The organism is Mangrovihabitans endophyticus (genome assembly GCF_014646155.1).
Classification (GTDB): Bacteria; Actinomycetota; Actinomycetes; order Mycobacteriales; family Micromonosporaceae; genus Actinoplanes; species Actinoplanes endophyticus.
This window is the reverse complement of record NZ_BMMX01000018.1, coordinates 57,523-75,348: the sequence shown is the minus strand read 5'-3', so window position 1 is coordinate 75,348 and position 17,826 is coordinate 57,523. Positions and strand designations below refer to the sequence as shown.

The following is a 17,826-nucleotide window of genomic DNA, read 5'->3' as shown; positions in this document are numbered from 1 at the left end:
CGCGCACGTTTCCGCGACTCGCCGACACAGTCAAGGCGATCGATGCGCCGGTTCGTCTCGCCGACCCGGGCCACGGCGCATCGACACGCCGAGGGTGGCCGCGATCACGAGCGCCGCACCGAGCCATTGCCGCAGTTCGAGCCGCTCGCCGGCGAGCGAGGCGAAGGCCAGTCCGAACACCGGGACCAACGGCAGCAGCCCGCCCGCCGCCCAGGCCGGGCCCGCGCGGAGCCCGGCCAGGTAGAACCAGAACGCCGCCCCGTAGTAGAGGACTCCCGAGGCCGCGGCCCCGAACCAGGTGCCGGCAGTCATCGACGCGGTCGACCACCCCACGCCACCGGCGGCCTGCCAGACCGTCGCCAGCACGACGGCGAATCCCAGCGCGGCGATCTGCTGGACGAGGACGACCGTCAACGAGGCGTCGTCGAACGATAAACGCCTGGTCAGGATGGTGTAGAGGGCGCACGCCCCGACCGCGGCCAGGGTGAGCGCGACACCGGCGGCATCACCGGTCGCGCCGGGCCGGTACACGACGAAGACGACACCGATGACCGCGGATCCGACCGCTGCGGCCACCGCCAGCGGCACCCGTTCACGCAACAGGCCGGCGGCCAGGACGAGGATCAACACCGGCTCGACAGCCCACAGGAGCACCGACATGCTCGCCGTGACGGAGGTGAGGCCCAGGAGCCCGAGAGCATAGGCCAGGCCGGGATTGAGCATCCCGAGGGCGGCGAACCACGCCGCGTGCCGCGGCCGGGCGACTCTCGCCGTGCCGAGGGACACCGCTGCTAGCAGGAAGAGACAACTCGCGGCCAACTGGACCGGCAGCAGGGTGAGCGGCTCCACGGAGCCGAGCAGGTGTTTGCTCACCACGGTGCCCGCACCCCAGCATGCGGTGGCCGCGACGAGCATGCCGATGCGGGCATGGACCACAGACATGGTGAACCTTTGCCAACCAAGCATCGAGCCCGTCGGTTTCGCGCCGTCGACCAGCGGCGGCGTCAGCCGGCCTCGCCACGGTGAAAGGTTCAGCCATGGGCTTGAGGGACTCCGAGCTCGCTACACCCGCCGCGGGGTCAGAACGACACGATGATGCCGATCATCGGCGGGCGGCGCAGTCGCAGCAGGCGCGCCAACCCGTTGCCCACCCGAGACATGACGTACCGGTGGGCCAGCATCCGCCGTGCCTCGGCCGTCCGGTCGTCGTCCAGCAGCCGCGCGGTCCCGGTCAGGCTCGGCGCGTCCGTGGCGACCGTCCCACGCGCGGAGCACGGGGCCAGGCGTACCCGCGGATTGTTCCGGATCCGCTTGACCTTGCCGGAGGCCGCCTCGGTCACCATCCACAGCTCCTCGTCGTGCGGCACGTGCCAGACCGGCGTGGCGACCGGCGTGCCGTCCTTGCGATAGGTGGTCAGGCTGATGTACCGGCTGCGGACGATCTCCTCGGTCAACGGCATTGTGCCAGCGTAGCCAGCATGCGCGGGCCGTGCGGCCGGCGGGGCTTGACCCTGACGTAGCGTCAACCCTCCATGCTTGCCGGCATGACGAGTCCTCGGGCGACCGATCCGGAGCCGGGCCCCGCCGTCACGGTGCGGGGGCTGCAGAAATCGTTCAAACACGTGTCGGTGCTGCGGGGCGTCGATCTCGACGTGGCGCGGGGAAGCGTGTTCGCCCTGCTCGGGTCGAACGGCGCCGGCAAGACCACGATGGTGCGGATTTTGGCCACGTTGCTCAAGGCGGACGGCGGAACCGCCCGCGTCAACGGGTTCGACGTTGCGACGCAGGCCGCCGAGGTGCGCGAGTCCATCAGCCTCACCGGTCAGTTCGCGGCAGTCGACGAAATCCTCAGCGGCCGGGAGAACCTCGTCCTGGTCGCCCGGCTGCGTCACCTCGGCAAGCCCGGCGCCATCGCGGACGCCCTGCTGCGGCGCTTTTCGCTGACCGAGGCGGCCGGACGGCGGGTCGCGACGTACTCCGGCGGGATGCGCCGCCGTCTGGACATCGCGATGAGCCTCATCGGTGAACCGCCGGTCGTCTTCCTCGACGAGCCGACGACCGGGCTGGACCCGCAGGCGCGCGTGGAGGTGTGGCAGGCGGTCCGGGAACTCGCCCGCGGCGGCACAACCGTGCTGCTCACCACGCAATACCTGGAGGAGGCGGAACAACTCGCCGACCGGATCGCGATCCTGCACCAGGGCCGGATCATCGTCGACGGCACCCTGGCCGAGCTCAAACAACTGTTGCCGCCCGCCAAGGTGGAATACGTGGAAAAGCAGCCGACCCTCGAAGAGGTCTTCTTCGCGGTCGTCGGCTCGGACGGGAAGTAGACAAGCCATGGGCACGCACTTGTTCGCCGACACCGCGGTGCTGACCGGGCGCACCCTGCGCCACGTCACCCGCAGCCTGGACACCATCATCACGACCGCGATCACGCCGATCGCCATCATGCTGATGTTCGTCTACGTGTTCGGTGGCGCGATCGACACCGGGGCGGTCTCGTACGTGAACTACATGCTTCCCGGCATCCTGCTCATCACCATCGCGTCCGGCATCGCGTACACGGCGGTCCGGCTGTTCTTCGACATGCAGGGCGGGATCTTCGAACGTTTCCAATCGATGCCGATCGCCCGCGCGGGCGTGCTGTGGGCGCACGTGCTGACCTCGCTGGTGGCCAACCTGATCTCGCTCGTGCTCGTGACGCTCGTCGCCCTCCTCATGGGTTTCCGCACCGGCGCAGGGGTGCTGGCCTGGCTCGCGGTGGCGGGCCTCCTGATCCTGGTGACCCTGGCGCTGACCTGGCTGGCGATCATCCCGGGCCTGACCGCGAAGTCGGTGGACGGCGCGGGGGCGTTCTCCTACCCGCTGATCTTCCTGCCGTTCGTCAGTTCGGCGTTCGTACCCACCGCGTCCATGCCCGGACCGGTACGCGCCTTCGCCGACCACCAGCCGGTCACGTCCATCGTCAACGCGATCCGGAACCTGTTCACCCAGCAACCGGTCGGCAACGACATCTGGATCGCTCTTGCCTGGTGCGTGGGCCTGCTCCTCGTGGCGTACGTGCTGGCCGGTTTCGCGTACCGTCGCAAGATCTCCTGAGCCGGTCCGGTACGGCGCGGACGAGCCGAGGGCAGGATCGTGAGCATGCTGACAATCGGTCAACTGGCGGCCTACGCCGGCGTCACGGTGCGGGCGGTGCGGCACTATCACCAGATCGGCCTGCTGCCCGAACCGCAGCGCGACGCGTCCGGATACCGCACGTACGGCGCGACCGCGGTGCTGTCCCTCATCAAGATCCGCGTGCTGGCCAACGCCGGCGTTCCGCTGTCGCGGGTCAACCACATGCTCGACGCCGACCCGGCCGCCTTCGCCGAAGCCGTCCGCCGGATCGACGACGACCTGCGGGACGAGATCGAACGGCTGGAGGCCAGTCGCAAGCAGGTCGCACAGCTCGCCGGCGGGGACAGTCTGGCGCTCCCGCCGCCGGTGGTCGACTACCTCGACCGGCTCCGTGAGCTCGGCGTGTCGCAGCGTGTGGTGGACGGCGAGCGGGACGGGTGGATCCTGATCGCCGCCCGCTGGCCCGATCGCATCGCCGAGTGGATACCGGACAAGTTCGCCCAGCTCAACGACCCGCGAGTGGTGGAGCTGTACCGGATGCTGTCCGAGCTCGCCGACGCCGACGCCGACAACGATGCGCTGCTGGAGAGGGTGGCCGACACCATGGCCGCGCTCTCCGAGGAGGCGTACACCGCCGGCCTGTCCGAACAGGAAGAGGACGACGACCTGCCGTACGACCTCATGGACGCCTTCGCCGCGGAGTCCTACCCGCGCCTGGAGCGGCTGCGTGACCTGATGCGCCAGCGCGGGTGGGCCCGGTGGACGAAGCTGGAGCGGCTGGACGGCCACTCCGGCTGACACGCCGCGCCACGCGGATGCCCGCTCCCGGTGGATCCTGGAGACCTCGCACCCGCCGGTCTACTACGTGCCCCGCGACCAGATCGCGGGCCCGCGTACGAGGAGATCGCCGGAGCCGTCGCCTTCTCTCCGAGCCGGGTCGACGAATGCCGGGTCGACGGCGAATTGGTGCGACCGCAGGACGGTGACTTCTACGGCGGCTGGATCACGGCGGACATCGTCGCCCGTTCACGGGCGGCCCGGGCACGGCGGGCTGGTGACATCGCCGCGGCCTCTCCTCCGGAGGGGTCCGACAGTGGAATCGCTACGCGGAAACGACCGCCCGCAGCCGCGGTAGTAAACGTCCCGGCATGGCGGATGACGGGCTGTCGCCGACACGGACCGCGCCCATGGCGAGATAGAAGCCTTCCGCGTGCGGATCTGCGTCGATGAGAAGACTGCGGAAGCCGATTTCCCGGCCGGCCGTCACGGCCCGATGCCACAGGAGCCGACCGATTCCGTGACGCATCCGGGTGGGCTCGACCCACAGGTTGCCGATCTCTCCTTCCGGAGGTTCGCCGTCCAGCGTGTAAAACCCCACGACCTGACCGGCGATCTCGGCGACCACGGCTCTTCGGGCGACGATCTCGTCCGGCGACAGCGTCAAATCGGCTCGGCAGGCGTCGAGGAAATGCTTGTCGTATCCCCAGTGCGATTTGGACCGGAGCGCCAGTTGGCTCAGCGTGTCCGCCTCTGCGGCATTGGCCGGCCTCAGGGCAACCCGCACAATTCCCCCTCTCCTCGGTATTCCGTCACCTCGGCACCCGCCCGAGTAGCAGCCACCGGCGCGTCTGGCGCGGTCAAACCGTGGCCTCGCTGGCCAGCGAGGCCAGGATGCGTAGCTTCTCGGCGCCCTCGCTGCCTTCGTCCGGGTAGTAGAGCACCAGGATCACCTCCCCGGCCGGCAGCTTGTCCCGGTTCAGTCGCAGCGGACCGACCACCGGATGGTTCACGGTGATCGAGCCACCCTCCAGCTCGCGTACGTCGTGCCGGCCCCAGAGCCGCCGGAAGCGCTCGCTGGCCAGGGACAACTCGCCGACCAGCTCGACGATGCGGGCGTCGTCGGTCGCGTCGCCGACGGACTTGCGGAAGGCGGCCACGAACCCGGCGGTGGACGCCTCCCAATCCTGGTGGAACTCCCGCTCCTCGGGGTCCAGCAGCAGCGACCGCAGCCGGTTCTCGCCCGGTCGCAGCCGTGGGGACAGGGCGACGGCCAGCGGGTTGGAGGCGAGCACATCGAACGAGCGGCCCTCGACGAACGCCGGCACGCCGACCGCGGCGAGCAGGTGGTGCAACCGGGTGGGGACCCGCTCCGGGCGGCGGCTCCGGCGGGCGGGCGCCCGGCCGGTGCTCAGGCCGAACAGGTATTCGCGCTCGACGTCGTCCAGCTCGAGCACCCGGGCCAGCGCCTGGAGCACCTGCGGCGACGGGTTGCGGTCCCGGCCCCGCTCCAGCCGCAGGTAGTAGTCCGGGCTGATGCCCGCCAGCAGCGCAACCTCCTCGCGGCGCAGACCCTTGACCCGGCGGTTCGCGCCGGCCGGGATGCCCGCCCGCTCCGGCGTGACCAGCCCTCGCCGGGCCTGCAGGTAGACCCCGAGCCGATTGGCCGCGTCGTCACCGCCCATGCGGATCACGGTAGCCGAGACCGGCGCCCGCACAGGGGGTCCTGCCACACCCTGGATCGGCAGAGCCTGCCCACGCGCGGCGATCCGGGGTGCAGCATGCCATGCATGGACATCACCAATCGCACGGTCTTCGTCGTCGGCGGCACTTCCGGCATCGGGCTGGGCCTGGCCCGCCGCTTCGCCGCCGCCGGCAGCGCGGTCATCGTCGGCGGGCGCCGCACCGGCCCGATCGACGGCCTCGCCAGCGTCGGGATCGACGTCACCGACCCCGAGTCGGTGCTCCAGGCCCGCGACCGGGTGCTGGCCGAGCACCCGGAACTGGACGTCGTGGTCACGATGGCCGGCGTCATGCTCACCGAGGACCTCCGCGACCCGGCGCACATCACCGACGCCGAGTCCACCATCGCGACGAACGTGCTGGGCACCATCCGGGTGATCGACGCGTTCACCCCGCACCTGATCCGGCGCGGCGCCGGCACGATCGTCACCGTCAGCTCGGGCATCGGCTTCCTGCCGTTCCCGATCATGCCCACGTACGGCGCGTCCAAGGCCGCCGTGCACGCCTACTCGGAGGCCCTCCGTGCCCAACTTGCCGGCACCGGCGTCGAGGTCGCCGAACTGGTGCCGCCCGCCGTGGCCACCGTCCCCGAGGCCAAGAGCACGAACCCGCGCGCGCTGGACCTGACCGACTACCTGGACGAGGTGACGGGCCTGCTGGCCGAGGAACCCACGCCGGACGAGATCCTGGTCCCAGGCGTGTTGATGCACCGCTGGGCCGAGCGCGACGGCACATACGCCGAACTCGTCGCGCAGCGCTCGAAGGCCCTGGCCGCCCTCCCCGGCCGCTGATCCGGCGTACCCGGCCAACGGTCCCCGGCACCCCTGCTCCGGGGTGACCCGTGGCGGGTCTGTGAGTGATAATCGTGGGCGATGACGGTGGCAGAGCTTGCGCGGGAGCGGTCGTCCCGGGTGCGGTGCGACGGGTCGCCCGCGATGACGGTGGACCCGTGACGCGCCGCTGGGGTATCGCGGCCGCCATGCTGGTGGCGGCCGTGCTGTTCGCCGTGCTGGCCGCGACCGGCGACACGCCCGCCGTGAACGTGGTGCTTGCGGTGTTCTTCGGCGTGCTGGCCCTGCTGTTCTCGCCGCGAGCGTTTCCCCGCTCGGTCACCGACGCCGAGGCCCGCTCCGGTGACCGGCCGATCGTCTACTGGCGGCCCGGCTGCCCGTACTGCCTGCGCCTGCGCACCGTGCTGGGCCGCGACGCCAAACGCTTGACCTGGGTGGACATCTGGGCCGATCCGGCGGGCGCGGCGTCGGTCCGCGCGGTCGCGGACGGCAACGAAACCGTCCCCACGGTGATCGCCCACGGCGAGGCGATGGTCAACCCGGACCCTGCCCGGATCAAGACGCTGGCCAGCGCGCGTCGTTGACGACGCACCGGGGACATGCGGTCGCCGCAGAACGGGGCCGGCGGCGACCGCCCGGTGCTGCGGCCTCACCCCGCTGCGCCACTGTCGACGGTGAGCACAAACTTGCCGCGGGGGTGATGCTCCTCGACGAAGCGGATCGCGTCGGCGGTCTCGCTCAGCGGGCGGGTCTGCTCGATGACCGGATCGAGCGTGCCGGCCGCGACCATCGCGCCGAGTTCGGCGAGCTCGGCGCCCTTGGGCGTGGCGGCCAGCGGGCGCAACCGGTGCGACACGAACGGCGCCAGCATCATCAGGCCGAGCAGCCGCGGCATCGGGCCCAGCACCTTGCCGCCGCTGCCGAAGGACGCGATGTACCTGCCCCGGGGTGCGAGCACGCGGCGCATCGCGGCCAGCGGTTTGTCTCCCGCCAGGTCGAGCACGACGTCGAAGATCGACCCGCTCCGCGTGACGTCGTCGATCGTGTAGTCGACCACGCGATCCGCGCCGATCGAGCGGACCAGGTCACGGTTGCGCCCGCTGCAGGTCGCGGTGACGTGCGCGCCGGCCGCCTTCCCCAACTGCACCGCGAAGGTGCCCACCCCGCCCGACGCGCCGTTGACCAGCAGGCGCGTGCCCGCGCCGACCTGACCGAGGCGGATGCCCTGCAATGCCGTGCCGGCCGCGACCGGCAGCGTGGCCGCCCGCTCGAACGACACCTCGGCCGGCTTGGCCGCGAGGTGCTTCTCCTTCGCCACCGCGAACTCCGCGAAACCCTTCTGGCTGACCTCGCCGAACACGCCGTCGCCGGGATGGAAGCGGGTCACGCCCGGCCCCACCGCCTCCACCGTGCCGGCGACGGCCCGGCCGAGGACCCGTGTCCGTGGCCGTCGCAATCCCATGGCGAGCCGGATCGCGCCCGGCTCCCCACGCATGGCGGCGCGGTCGCCGAAGTTGAGGGACGCGGCCCGCACCCGGACGAGCACCTCGCCGGCGCCGGCGGTGGGGCGCTCCACATCCGTGTAGCGCAGGACCTCGGGCGCGCCGTAACGGTCGTAGACGATGGCCTTCATCGGTGTGTCTCCCTTCACCGCTGGCGGTAGTCGCGCAGGCCGTTGACGACGGCGCTGACCAGCGAACCGATGCAGATGACGATGATGATTCCGGTGGTCCACCGGGTGGCGCCGGCGGACCAGCCGGCTGCCGCGACGAACGCGGGGTTGAGGATGTGGTCGTTGACGGCGAGCCAGATGAGGGTCAGGCCGGTGGCGAGCTCGACCGCCGCGCGACCGATCGCCAGCGGAATGCTCGGGTTCACGTAGTACTTGGCGAAGGACAGGCCCAGGCTGACCACGAGCAGGCCGAGGAAGGCGTAGATCAGGCCGCTGTCCCAGAGCCAGGGGTCGAGCAGCCCGATCGCGTGACCGTCGCCGTCCGTCTGGAAGCGGAGCACCGGGGAGATCAGGATGAACGAGGTGAACACCACCATCGCCACCGTCTCGGCGATCAGCTCCGCGTAACGCGTGCGGCGGCTGACGGGCTCGGGTAGCGCGTCCGGCGTCCATCGCCGGGTGGGCGGTCTCGGTGAGCGGGCCCGCTCGACGAGCGTGAAGAGCACCGTGGTCCAGAAGACGACGTGCAGCGCGGCCGTGAACCCCGCGCCGACCGCGTCACCGACCACTGCGGATGCGTCTCGCCTCAGCAGCACCCGTGCCAGCCCCACTCCGGCCGCCGCCGCGGGCACGACGGTGACGAGCAGGACCCGCAGCAGCTTCGTGTATTCCACGTAGAACCCGGGGCCGATCAGGTGCAGCGGGCGGTCGGCGTAGCCGGCGGCGAGCCGGGCCGGTTCGCCCAGGTCGGTGAGCACGGCAACTTCCGCCTCCGCCGGCGTGGCACCCGCCTCAAGCCGGTCGTCGACCGCGTCGGCGATCGACGTCCGCAACTCGCGCTCGATGTCGGGCCGCTGCCGGCTCGGCACGCGGCGAAGGGTGGCCTCGATGTAGCGATCGGTGAGTGTGGGGGTGGACGTCGTCATGGCTCGTCCTTCAGGGTGCGGAACGCGGCGTGCAGCTCGTCCCAGTCGCGGCTCAGCGTGCGGGCGAGCTCCTCGCCGAGGTCGCTGGTGCGGTAGAACTTTCGCGGCCGGGACTCGTCGGTATTCCAATCGCTGGTGAGCAGGCCTTGCTTTTCCAGCCGGCGGAGCAGCGGATAGAGCGTGTTGGCGTCCACGGTGAAGCCGCTGCGCTCCAGCAGGTGGAGCAGGGCGTAGCCGTAGTTGGGCTTGCGCAGGATCAGCAGGCAGGCGAGCACGACGGTGCCGCGACGCAGCTCCTGCAGGTGCGTCGAGAGCATTTCGTCGTCGAGCATGCGTCACACTTTAGTGTGTGCCACACAGTATCGCAAGGCGCGCTTCATCCCGCTCGCGCCTGTCACCAGGATTTTCATCGTGTCTCCCGGAGGCGGATGAGCCCCGCGGATCTGCGGTCGGCGTGGCCGAGAGCCGGTGCCGAACTGCTTCAGTGCGCCCGGAACCGGTCGATGCACAGGGCATGGCCACCAACCCGCGCATCGCCGTGCGGCATGTGTGGGCGTCCGTCGCCCTGCTCGCTGCCGGGGTGGTCTGGTATGTGTGGTACCTGTTCGCCGGGGCCGGGGCGGAGGCGCTGTCGTACACGTCGGTGCCGGTGGGTGGGCTGCTCGCGGTGTCGGCGGTGCATCAACTGTGCCGTGCCGTGCCGATGGACCCGGTGGCGCTGCGGTTCTGGCGTACCACCATGGCCGCGTTCGGCCTGATAACCGTCGGCTACCTGTGGCTGGCCGTGGACATGCTGGCGCACTGGGACACGGCCGCCGTGCGGCAGATGCCGGTACCGGCGGCGCTGGCGGTCGGGCTGGGCTTCGTCACGGCCATGTACGGGGTCGCGCGGGTGCCCATCGGCGTGCCCGCCGCCGAACGCGGGCGTCTGCTGCTCGACCGCGCCATCGCCTTCCTCGGCTGCAGCACGCTGCTGTGGCATTTCGGGCTGGCGCCGATGCTCGCCGCGCCGCACGGATGGAGCATCCAGGCGATGGTGCTGATCGGTCTGGCCTTCCTGCTCACCGTCGGTGCCATCACGAAGGTCGCCTATCTGCGGGCGGACGCGGTGCATCCGGCCTCGCTGCGGCTGATTGCCGGGCTGGGCCTGACCGCCGCCGTGGTGGCCGTGCTCGCGGTGCGCGGCGGGGACCATGCCGCGGTGCCCTCGCAGGCGGTCGTCATGCCGATCGCGTCGGTGCTCGCCACGCTGGCGGTCCAGGCCCAGTGGCGCGGCGGCGCCCGCGCCGGCCACGGGCGCGCCGGTGCCTGGCTGCCCTATCTGGCGATGGTGGCCATCGCGGTGCCGCTGGTGGCGGTGGCCACCACGGAGGCGTCCTGGACCGCCGGCTCGGTGATCGTCGCCGCGGTGGTGGTCGGCGGGCTCATCGCGCTGCGCCAGTTCATGGCGATCCGGGAGAACGCGCGGTTGCTGGGCGACAAGCGGGCGCAGGAGGAGCGGCTGCAGCACGAGGTGACCCACGACAGCCTCACCGGCCTGGCGAACCGGGCGCTGTTCCACGAACGGCTGAGCCTCGCCCTGACCGGCCCGGAACGCGCCTGCGTGTTGCTGGTGGACCTGGACGACTTCAAGGCGGTCAACGACTCGCTGGGACACGACGTCGGCGACCGTCTGCTGGTCTCGGCGGCCTCCGTGCTGCGTACCGCGGGCGGCCCGGGGAGCCTGGCCGCCCGGCTCGGCGGCGACGAGTTCGCGGTGCTTCTGCCCGGCCGGCTCGCCGACGCCGAGGCGCTGGCCGCCCGGCTGACCGAGGCGTTCGGCCGGCCGCTGGGCGAGGACAGCCTGCTGGTGCAGGCGAGCATCGGCATCGCGGTGGTGGAGCCGGGCGCGACCCTGGACACCGTGCTGCGGCACGCGGACATTGCGATGTACGCCGCGAAGCAGCGCGGCAAGGCGGGTCATGTGCGGTACGAGCCGGGCATGGCCGAACCGGTGCTCGCGCACTTCCAGCTCGGCGCCGAGCTGCGCCGAGCCCTGGACGCCGGGGAGTTCCGCGTCTTCTACCAGCCGGTCGTCGGCCTGGCGGACCGGCGGCTGATCGGCGTCGAGGCGCTGGTGCGCTGGCAGCACCCGACGCGGGGGATGGTGGCGCCGGCCGAGTTCATCCCGGCCGCCGAGCGCACCGGGCTGATCGTGGAACTGGGGCGGACGGTGCTGCGCGAGACGTGCCGGCAGATGGCCGCCTGGATTGCCGAGTTCGGCCCGGACGCGCCGGTCAAGGTCGGCCCGAACGTGTCCGGGAGGCAGTTGCACGATCCCGGGTTCGTCGCCGACGTGCGTGCCGCGCTGGCCGACCACGGCCTGTCCAGCGACCGCCTGGTGCTGGAGGTGACCGAGTCCTCGGCGCTGCGCGGCCGGCAGGTGATCGCCGCCCTGCACGAGTTGGACGCGATGGGGGTCACCCTGGCGCTGGACGACTTCGGCACCGGGGAGTCGTCGCTGAGCCTGCTGCGCGCCTTCCCCGCCTCGATCGTCAAGCTGGACAAGTCGTTCGTCGACGGCATCGAGATCGACGACGGTGACCCGGCGGCCGGCGACGCCCGGCAGGCGGTCGCCCGCGCGGTCGTCCAACTGGCCCGGGCGCTGCGGCTGGACGCGGTGGCCGAGGGCATCGAGAACGAGGCGCAGGCCCGGGCGCTGCGGGAGCTCGGTTACTCCCTGGGTCAGGGCTTCCATCTGGCGCCGCCGATGCCGGCCGAGAAGATGACCCGGCTGCTGGCCGCCGCGCGTTCCGCGGTGCGGGCGGCTTAGACTGTGACGCCATGGAGCCGGCCGAGTCGCTGTCCGCGGCGCTGGCGGCGCTGACCTTCGCCGACCTCACCATCGACGAGACGACCGGGCGGATCGTCGACGCGGTCGCGCAGTGGGGCACCGGGCAGGGGTGGCGGGTCTACCGCCGGGCGCCCAGCGTGGTCACCCTGCCGCCGCCGATGGACCGTCAGCACTCGGTGCTCGACGTGGCCTGCGCCCGCCCCGACGGCCCGCCGCTGGCCATCGAGGTGGACCACACCAACCGCCGGCGCACGGTGGACAAGCTGCTGGCCGAGGCGCGGGCGGGCCGGGTGCCGATCTGGGTGCGCTGGGGGACCGGTGGGTTCTCACCGCCGCCGGCGCCGGTCGCGATGGTCACCGTCGAGGTCACCCGCCGGGGCAAGCTGAATTCCCGGGGGCACCAGCGGCCCGCGCCGACGCACTCGCCGGTCCTGGGCGGGGTCGCCGCGGGCGCCCCGGAGGAGATCACCTTCCCGCTGGACCCGCCGCCGGAACCGGGGTGACTGACCTCCGACCGGGTGCCGCGATCGGCAAACCCCGCCCCTGAGGCCGGGTCGTGCGCCACCCTGGTGGGGTGGAATCGGAGGAGCAGGGACATGACGCCCAGTGGTGGGCACAGTTCCCGGAGGCCTCGGACCGCTTCGACGCGGCACTCGTGGTGGACGGCCTGACCGACCTGATCGAAAAGGTGGTCCGTGCCCCGCTGCTGCGCCGGGAGGCGCGGATCGCCGCCGACACGGTGGTCCGGCATCTGAACAAGCCGTCGAGCGAGGAACTGGTGGTGCTCGCCCGCGCCGCTGCGAACCGCCTGACGGCCACCGTGGCGCGCATCAACGACCGGTCCGGCGGCGGCACCTCGACCGCGGAGGTGGCCGCGTTGTCGCTGGCGCTGCACGGCGACTACCCGGCCGCTGCCGCGGCAGCCGAGCCGTTCGTGGGCACCGGCCCGCTGCTGCGGCTGTTCACCACCGCGCTGCGGCTGGAGCATTTCGACATCCCGATGACGCTGCGGCTGCTGGGCGGCGGGCAGGATCCGGGGCGGGCGGTGCGGTCCGGCAAGCTGATCGGGCACTATAGCTGGTGGCCGTCGTGGTTGCTGCGGATCGTCACCGAGCGGGCGCTGGCCGGCACTCTCGACGAGGAGACCATCGCGGCGCTGGACAAATGTGCCTACGCGTCGCTGACTCCGGCGCAGGCGCGGCTGGCGCGCCGGCTGCTGAACGGGGAGGAGAGCCTGATCGCGATTTCCGCGGACCGGCTGGAGGGGATGGGCGAGACGCAGGCGGCGGCCCGGCTGCGCGAGGGTGACCTGGACGCGGTGGCGCTGGCCGCACGCCTGATGCCGCTGTGACCACCCGCGCCCGGCGAGCGTGCCGGACGCGGGACCGGTCCGCTCAGGCTCCGCCCTCGGCCAGTTCCACCGTCTGCGGCTGGAAGTCCGCGCCCGTCACGTCGACGCCGTCCGCCTTCGCCTGGCTCAGCGCCTGCTGGATGTAGTCGTTGGTGTACGCCTCGCCCTCGGGCGCCGCGGTGAGCACGGTGTCGCCGGTCTGGTTCCGGGTGTTCTGACTGATGTCGACGGTCTGCTTCCATGCCGCCTCGTCCACCACGCCGATGCCCGCACCGGCCGGCCAGATCAGCTTGTTCACCTCGTTGACCTGCCACAACTGGTGACTCTTGCCGAGCTTGGATCCCTTGGCCACCACCAGATCCCGGCAGTCCTGTGGGTTGTCCCGGCAGTACGCCCACCCCTTGATGGTGCCGACCAGGAACTTCACCGTCTGCTGCTGGTACGCCGGATCGCCGAGCTTGTCGGTGTTGGCCCAGACGGCGTCCTGCAGCATCGCCGAGCCGACCTGCTTCCAGTCGATGACGGTGAAGTCGTCGGCGGTGTAGAGCTTGCCGGTCTGCGGGTTCTTCGCCTCCAGGAGCTGGGCGTACTCGTTGTAGCTCATCGCCTGCGCGGCGTCGATCTCCTTCTTCAGCAACGCCTGCATGTCGAACTGCTGCTGCACCAGCGTGACGTCCTTGCCCGGGTCCACCCCGGCCTTGGTCATGCCGGCGAACAGCTCGAACTCGTTGCCGAAGCCCCAGTTGCCGATCTTCTTGCCGGCGAAGTCGGCCGGGCTGGTGATGCCGCCGTCCTTCCACGCCACCTGATAGGTACCGGAACGGGCGAAGATCTGCGCCACGTCGGTGATGTTCGCGCCCTGCTCGCGCGACGCCAGCGCCTTGGGCACCCAGGCGACGGCGTAGTCCGCCTTGCCCTGGGCCAGCACCGTCTGCGGCACGATGTCCACGCCGCCTTCCAGTAGCTGCACGTCCAGGCCCTGGTCTTTGTAGAAGCCCTTGTCCACGGCGGCGATGTAGCCGGCGAACTGGGACTGGAAGAACCACTGCAGTTGCAGCTTGATCGGGGTGAGGGCGCCGTCGGCGCCGGGGGCGGGGGTATCCGGGGTGTCCGCGGTGCCGCAGGCGCCAACCACGAGCGCCGAGGCCGCCAGGATCGCGGTGAAGAGGCGCGATTTCCGCACGCGTGCTCCTAAGTGATCAGTCGTGATTTCCAGGGCATGGCGAGCCGCTCCAGCAGCAGCGCCGACAGGTAGAAGACGAGACCGAGCAGACAGGCGCCGACCACGAAGGCCCAGGCACGGGGGTACGCGGTGAACGAGGCGGCGGACGTGATGCGGGATCCGAGCCCGTTCTGCAGGCCGCCGAAATACTCGGCGACCACCGCGGCGATCACGGCCAGCGACGACGCCTGCCGCAGGCCGGTGAACAGATGGGGGAGCGCGCCGGGGAGGCGCACCTTGCGGGCGAAGGTCCAGCCGCCGGCGCCGTAGCTGTCCAGCAGCTCCCGGTGCAGCGGGTTCACCTCGCGCAGCCCGCGCAGCGTGTTGATGAAGACCGGGAAGAACACGATGATCCCGGCCACCAGCCGCCGGGGCACGCTGCTGGTGGACTCGAACATGTTGTTCAGGATCGGGGCGAGCGCGATGATCGGCAGCGCGTTCAGCACGGCGGCGAACGGCAGGGACACCTCGGCCAATGGCCGGAACCGGCTCGCCGCCAGGGCGGCCAGGACCCCGGCGACCGTTCCGCCGACCAGCCCGATCAGCGCGTTCGCGCCGCTGGCCAGGGACGCCTCCCACACGTTGACGCGCTGCGCGACGAGCTCCCGCCAGATGGCCGACGGCGCGGGCACGATGAACGGTGCGATCCGGCCCAGCGTGACCGTCAGCTCCCAGGCCACCAGCAGCGCCACGCCCACCACGACCGGCGGCAGCGCCGCCGTCCACCACCGGCGGGTCACGACGCCGCCGCCGGTACGGTCGTGGCGTTCGCACCGTCCGCGGCGCCGCGCAGCGCCTGCCGCACCGCGGTGATCGCGGCGAAGAACGCCGGTGACTGCCGCGCCGCCTCGTCGCGTGCCGGCAGCGCCACGTCGACCGCCGTGACGATCCGGCCGGGCCGCGGCGACATCACCACCACCCGGTCGGACAGGAACACCGCCTCGGAGATGGAGTGCGTGACGAACACGGTGCTGGTGCGCGTCGCGGCGCAGATGCCGAGCAGTTCGCCCTGCAGCCGCTCCCGGGTCATCTCGTCCAGCGCCCCGAACGGCTCGTCCATCAGCAGCAGCGGCGGGGACACCGCCAGCGCGCGGGCGATCGCCACGCGCTGCTGCATGCCCCCGGACAGTTGTGCCGGGTAGTGTCCGGCGAAGTCGCCCAGGCCGACCAGGTCGAGCATCTCCCGGGCCCGGGACCGGCGCTGCGCACGCCCGGCACCGTGCAGTTCCAACGGCAGCTCCACGTTGCGTGCCACCGTGCGCCACTCGAACAGGCCGGCCTGCTGGAACGCGATGCCGTACGCCTGCCTGCGGCGTGCCTCGCCGGCGCTGCCCCCGGCCACCGTCACGGTCCCGGTGGTCGGCGGGGTCAGGTCGGCGATCAGCCGCAACAGCGTGCTCTTGCCGCACCCGGACGGACCGATCAGCGACACGAACTCACCCTGTCCCACATGCAGATCCACATCGGACAGTGCGGTCACCTCGTCGGCGCGGCCGGTGTTGAAGACCTTTGTCACATGCTCCACGGACACGGCGTTCACAGCGTGGCCACCTCCACATGCCGGCGGTGCCGCATCAGCGGCCGTTCGAGAAGGCTGACCGCGGCGGCCACCAGCAGGCCGAGCAGCGCCGCGCCGAGCATCGCGGTGTAGACCTTCGCCGGGTCCGAGGTGGCCTCCCGGGAGTACTCGATGACCAGCCGGCCGATGCCGCCGCGGGTGCCGGTGGAGATCTCGCCGACCACCGCGCCCACCACCGCCGCCGCGCCGGCCAGCCGCAGCGCCGGGAACAGGTAGGGCAGCGCGGCCGGCAGCCGCAACAGCACCAGGGTGCGCCACCACCCGGCGGCGTAGCTGCGCATCAGTTCCACCCCGGCCGCCGAGGTGGACTGCAGGCCGCGCAGCATGCCCACGGCGACCGGGAAGAACGCCAGGTACGCGGCGATGACCGACACGGTCATCCAGTCGCGCCACGGCCACGGGCCCAGTGACAGGTTGCCGCTCCACCCGGCGACCAGCGGCGCCAGCGCCACCAGCGGCACCGTCTGGCTGAGGATCACGTACGGCAGCAGGCCCCGCTCGACGATCCGGAACCGCTGCATGGCGACCGCCAGCAGCAGGCCGACGACCGCGCCGAGCGCGAACCCGGCGGCGGTGATGCCGAGGGTGAACACGCAGGCGCGCAGCACCACCTGCCAGACCGGGTCGCCGCCGGCCAGCTCCGGGCGGCCCAGCCGGCGCGCCACGTCGAGCAGGTGCGGCATGGACAGGTCGTCGGCGCGGGGCAGCACACGGGTGCCGAACAGCACCGTGCCCTCGGGATTGCCGACGAGCTTGTAGCCCTCCCAGAGCAGCACGAACCCGGCGAGCCCGGCGAGCGCGGCGAGCAGCCGCCTCACGAGAACGCCGGAATGACATGCTCGCCGTACGCGGCAAGCGTCTCGTCCTTGGCGTCGTGCTGCAGATACACGGCGAACTGGTCGACGCCCAGATCGCGCAGTTCGGCGAGCCGTTTCAGGTGATTCTGCACCGGGCCCAGCACGCAGAAGCGGTCCACCACCTCGTCCGGCACGAACGTGGTGTGCGTGTTGCCGGCCCGCCCGTGCTCGGCGTAGTCATAGCCCTGCCGGCCCTTGATGTAGTCGGTGAGCGCCGCCGGCACGGCACCGTCCGCGCCGTAGCGCGCGACGATGTCGGCCACGTGGTTGCCGACCATGCCGCCGAACCACCGGGTCTGCTCGCGCTGGTGCGCCACGTCGTCGCCGACGTAGGCGGGCGCCGCCACGCAGAACCTGATCGCCGCCGGGTCGCGGCCGGCGGCGGCGGCCGCCTTGCGCACCGCGTCGATCATCCACTCCGCCACGGCCGGGTCGGCGAGCTGCAGGATGTACCCGTCGCCGACCTCGCCGGTGAGCGCGAGCGCCTTCGGCCCGTACGCCGCCACCCACATCTCCAGCCGGCTGTCCGGCGCCCATTCCAGGCGCAGCCGCGTCCCGCGCAGCGACGCCTCCCGCCCGCAGGCCAGGTCCCGGATCACGCCGATGCTCTCGCGTAGCTGCCCCAGCGTGGCCGGGGCGAGGCCGAGCACCCGCAGCGCCGAGTCGCCGCGCCCGATGCCGCACACCGTGCGGTTGCCGTACATCTCGTTGAGCGTGGCGAACTGGGAGGCGATCACCGTCCAGTCCCGGGTGCCCGGGTTGGTGACCATCGGCCCGACCATGATCCGCCGGGTGTCGGCGAGGATCTTCGAGTAGACGACGAACGGCTCCTGCCACAGCACGTGCGAGTCAAACGTCCACACGTGGCTGAAGCCGAGTGTCTCGGCCCGCTTGGCGTACTCCACGACCTGCCGTGCGGGCGGGTCGTTCTGCAGCACCACTCCGATGTCCATGA

Annotated in this window: 21 protein-coding genes; 9 read left to right on the top strand and 12 right to left on the bottom strand. The window is 71.6% G+C overall.

Going from position 1 to position 17,826, the window contains the following annotated elements:
* Nucleotides 1-30 precede the first annotated feature (30 nt).
* Nucleotides 31-942: a DMT family transporter gene (locus IEY73_RS19570; RefSeq protein ID WP_189080694.1), complete on the bottom strand. Its 912-nt coding sequence runs from the start codon at nt 940-942 to the stop codon at nt 31-33.
* Between the two features lie 137 nt (nt 943-1,079).
* Nucleotides 1,080-1,460, bottom strand: a complete 381-nt coding sequence (locus tag IEY73_RS19565) for a PPOX class F420-dependent oxidoreductase (protein ID WP_189080693.1) — start codon at nt 1,458-1,460, stop codon at nt 1,080-1,082.
* A gap of 84 nt (nt 1,461-1,544) precedes the next feature.
* Here IEY73_RS19565 and IEY73_RS19560 point away from each other — a divergent pair, with 84 nt between their 5' ends.
* Genes IEY73_RS19560 through IEY73_RS34560 form a run of 4 tightly spaced genes read left to right on the top strand, consistent with a single transcriptional unit; the run spans nt 1,545 to nt 4,255 of the window.
* Nucleotides 1,545-2,330 (top strand): ABC transporter ATP-binding protein, encoded by a 786-nt coding sequence (locus IEY73_RS19560; RefSeq protein WP_229715974.1) that lies wholly within the window; start codon nt 1,545-1,547, stop codon nt 2,328-2,330.
* Between the two features lie 7 nt (nt 2,331-2,337).
* The gene (locus tag IEY73_RS19555; protein WP_189080691.1) at nt 2,338-3,099 is read left to right on the top strand and encodes an ABC transporter permease; all 762 of its coding nucleotides are present in this window, start codon (nt 2,338-2,340) and stop codon (nt 3,097-3,099) included.
* Between the two features lie 45 nt (nt 3,100-3,144).
* A complete protein-coding gene (locus IEY73_RS19550) occupies nt 3,145-3,918 on the top strand; it encodes a MerR family transcriptional regulator (RefSeq protein ID WP_189080690.1) in 774 nt (257 codons plus the stop codon).
* 34 nt (nt 3,919-3,952) lie between these two features.
* Nucleotides 3,953-4,255, top strand: coding sequence for a hypothetical protein (locus IEY73_RS34560; protein WP_505744145.1), 303 nt, complete (start codon nt 3,953-3,955; stop codon nt 4,253-4,255).
* Here the strand turns inward: IEY73_RS34560 and IEY73_RS19545 are convergent.
* Together IEY73_RS19545 and IEY73_RS19540 are read right to left on the bottom strand one after the other, a co-directional pair.
* Complete coding sequence (locus tag IEY73_RS19545; protein WP_189080689.1) at nt 4,223-4,684, bottom strand: GNAT family N-acetyltransferase; 462 nt, start codon at nt 4,682-4,684, stop codon at nt 4,223-4,225. The two genes, IEY73_RS34560 and IEY73_RS19545, sit on opposite strands and share 33 nt — an antisense overlap.
* Nucleotides 4,685-4,757: 73 nt before the next feature.
* Complete coding sequence (locus IEY73_RS19540) at nt 4,758-5,582, bottom strand: helix-turn-helix domain-containing protein (RefSeq protein WP_189080688.1); 825 nt, start codon at nt 5,580-5,582, stop codon at nt 4,758-4,760.
* Between the two features lie 105 nt (nt 5,583-5,687).
* On the opposite strand from IEY73_RS19540, the gene IEY73_RS19535 reads away from it, so the two are divergent.
* The gene (locus IEY73_RS19535; RefSeq protein ID WP_189080687.1) at nt 5,688-6,431 is read left to right on the top strand and encodes an SDR family oxidoreductase; all 744 of its coding nucleotides are present in this window, start codon (nt 5,688-5,690) and stop codon (nt 6,429-6,431) included.
* A gap of 158 nt (nt 6,432-6,589) precedes the next feature.
* On the top strand, nt 6,590-7,015 hold the full coding sequence (locus IEY73_RS19530; RefSeq protein ID WP_229715973.1) for a glutaredoxin domain-containing protein: 426 nt from the start codon (nt 6,590-6,592) through the stop codon (nt 7,013-7,015).
* Between the two features lie 65 nt (nt 7,016-7,080).
* Here the strand turns inward: IEY73_RS19530 and IEY73_RS19525 are convergent, their stop codons facing one another.
* The 3 genes from IEY73_RS19525 to IEY73_RS19515 are packed head-to-tail and all read right to left on the bottom strand — an operon-like array spanning nt 7,081 to nt 9,361.
* Complete coding sequence (locus tag IEY73_RS19525) at nt 7,081-8,064, bottom strand: NAD(P)-dependent alcohol dehydrogenase (RefSeq protein ID WP_189080686.1); 984 nt, start codon at nt 8,062-8,064, stop codon at nt 7,081-7,083.
* Nucleotides 8,065-8,078: 14 nt separating this feature from the next.
* Nucleotides 8,079-9,029: a permease prefix domain 1-containing protein gene (locus IEY73_RS19520; protein ID WP_189080685.1), complete on the bottom strand. Its 951-nt coding sequence runs from the start codon at nt 9,027-9,029 to the stop codon at nt 8,079-8,081.
* Nucleotides 9,026-9,361, bottom strand: a complete 336-nt coding sequence (locus tag IEY73_RS19515; RefSeq protein WP_189080684.1) for a PadR family transcriptional regulator — start codon at nt 9,359-9,361, stop codon at nt 9,026-9,028. The genes IEY73_RS19520 and IEY73_RS19515 overlap by 4 nt, the downstream gene beginning before the upstream one ends.
* Nucleotides 9,362-9,543: 182 nt before the next feature.
* Between IEY73_RS19515 and IEY73_RS19510 the strand changes: the two genes are divergently transcribed.
* The 3 genes from IEY73_RS19510 to IEY73_RS19500 all read left to right on the top strand — a co-directional run bounded on the left by IEY73_RS19510 (nt 9,544) and on the right by IEY73_RS19500 (nt 13,213).
* Nucleotides 9,544-11,841: a putative bifunctional diguanylate cyclase/phosphodiesterase gene (locus IEY73_RS19510; RefSeq protein WP_189080683.1), complete on the top strand. Its 2,298-nt coding sequence runs from the start codon at nt 9,544-9,546 to the stop codon at nt 11,839-11,841.
* A gap of 11 nt (nt 11,842-11,852) precedes the next feature.
* On the top strand, nt 11,853-12,365 hold the full coding sequence (locus tag IEY73_RS19505; RefSeq protein ID WP_189080682.1) for a hypothetical protein: 513 nt from the start codon (nt 11,853-11,855) through the stop codon (nt 12,363-12,365).
* A 71-nt stretch (nt 12,366-12,436) separates the two neighbouring features.
* Nucleotides 12,437-13,213, top strand: a complete 777-nt coding sequence (locus IEY73_RS19500; protein ID WP_189080681.1) for a hypothetical protein — start codon at nt 12,437-12,439, stop codon at nt 13,211-13,213.
* A 43-nt stretch (nt 13,214-13,256) separates the two neighbouring features.
* On the opposite strand, the gene IEY73_RS19495 is transcribed toward IEY73_RS19500, so the two are convergent.
* From IEY73_RS19495 to IEY73_RS19475, 5 genes are read right to left on the bottom strand one after another with little or no spacing between them, the layout of a single operon-like run.
* Nucleotides 13,257-14,396 carry an ABC transporter substrate-binding protein gene (locus tag IEY73_RS19495; protein WP_189080680.1) on the bottom strand — a complete coding sequence of 380 codons (1,140 nt, stop codon included), beginning with the start codon at nt 14,394-14,396 and terminating at the stop codon, nt 13,257-13,259.
* Nucleotides 14,397-14,404: 8 nt separating this feature from the next.
* On the bottom strand, nt 14,405-15,175 hold the full coding sequence (locus tag IEY73_RS19490) for an ABC transporter permease (protein ID WP_229715972.1): 771 nt from the start codon (nt 15,173-15,175) through the stop codon (nt 14,405-14,407).
* Nucleotides 15,172-15,975, bottom strand: coding sequence for an ABC transporter ATP-binding protein (locus IEY73_RS19485; protein WP_189080679.1), 804 nt, complete (start codon nt 15,973-15,975; stop codon nt 15,172-15,174). Before IEY73_RS19485 ends, IEY73_RS19490 begins: the two co-directional genes overlap by 4 nt.
* On the bottom strand, nt 15,972-16,832 hold the full coding sequence (locus IEY73_RS19480) for an ABC transporter permease (protein ID WP_189080678.1): 861 nt from the start codon (nt 16,830-16,832) through the stop codon (nt 15,972-15,974). The genes IEY73_RS19485 and IEY73_RS19480 overlap by 4 nt, the downstream gene beginning before the upstream one ends.
* Complete coding sequence (locus tag IEY73_RS19475; RefSeq protein WP_189080677.1) at nt 16,829-17,824, bottom strand: TIGR03842 family LLM class F420-dependent oxidoreductase; 996 nt, start codon at nt 17,822-17,824, stop codon at nt 16,829-16,831. The genes IEY73_RS19480 and IEY73_RS19475 overlap by 4 nt, the downstream gene beginning before the upstream one ends.
* Between the last annotated feature and the right edge of the window lie 2 nt (nt 17,825-17,826).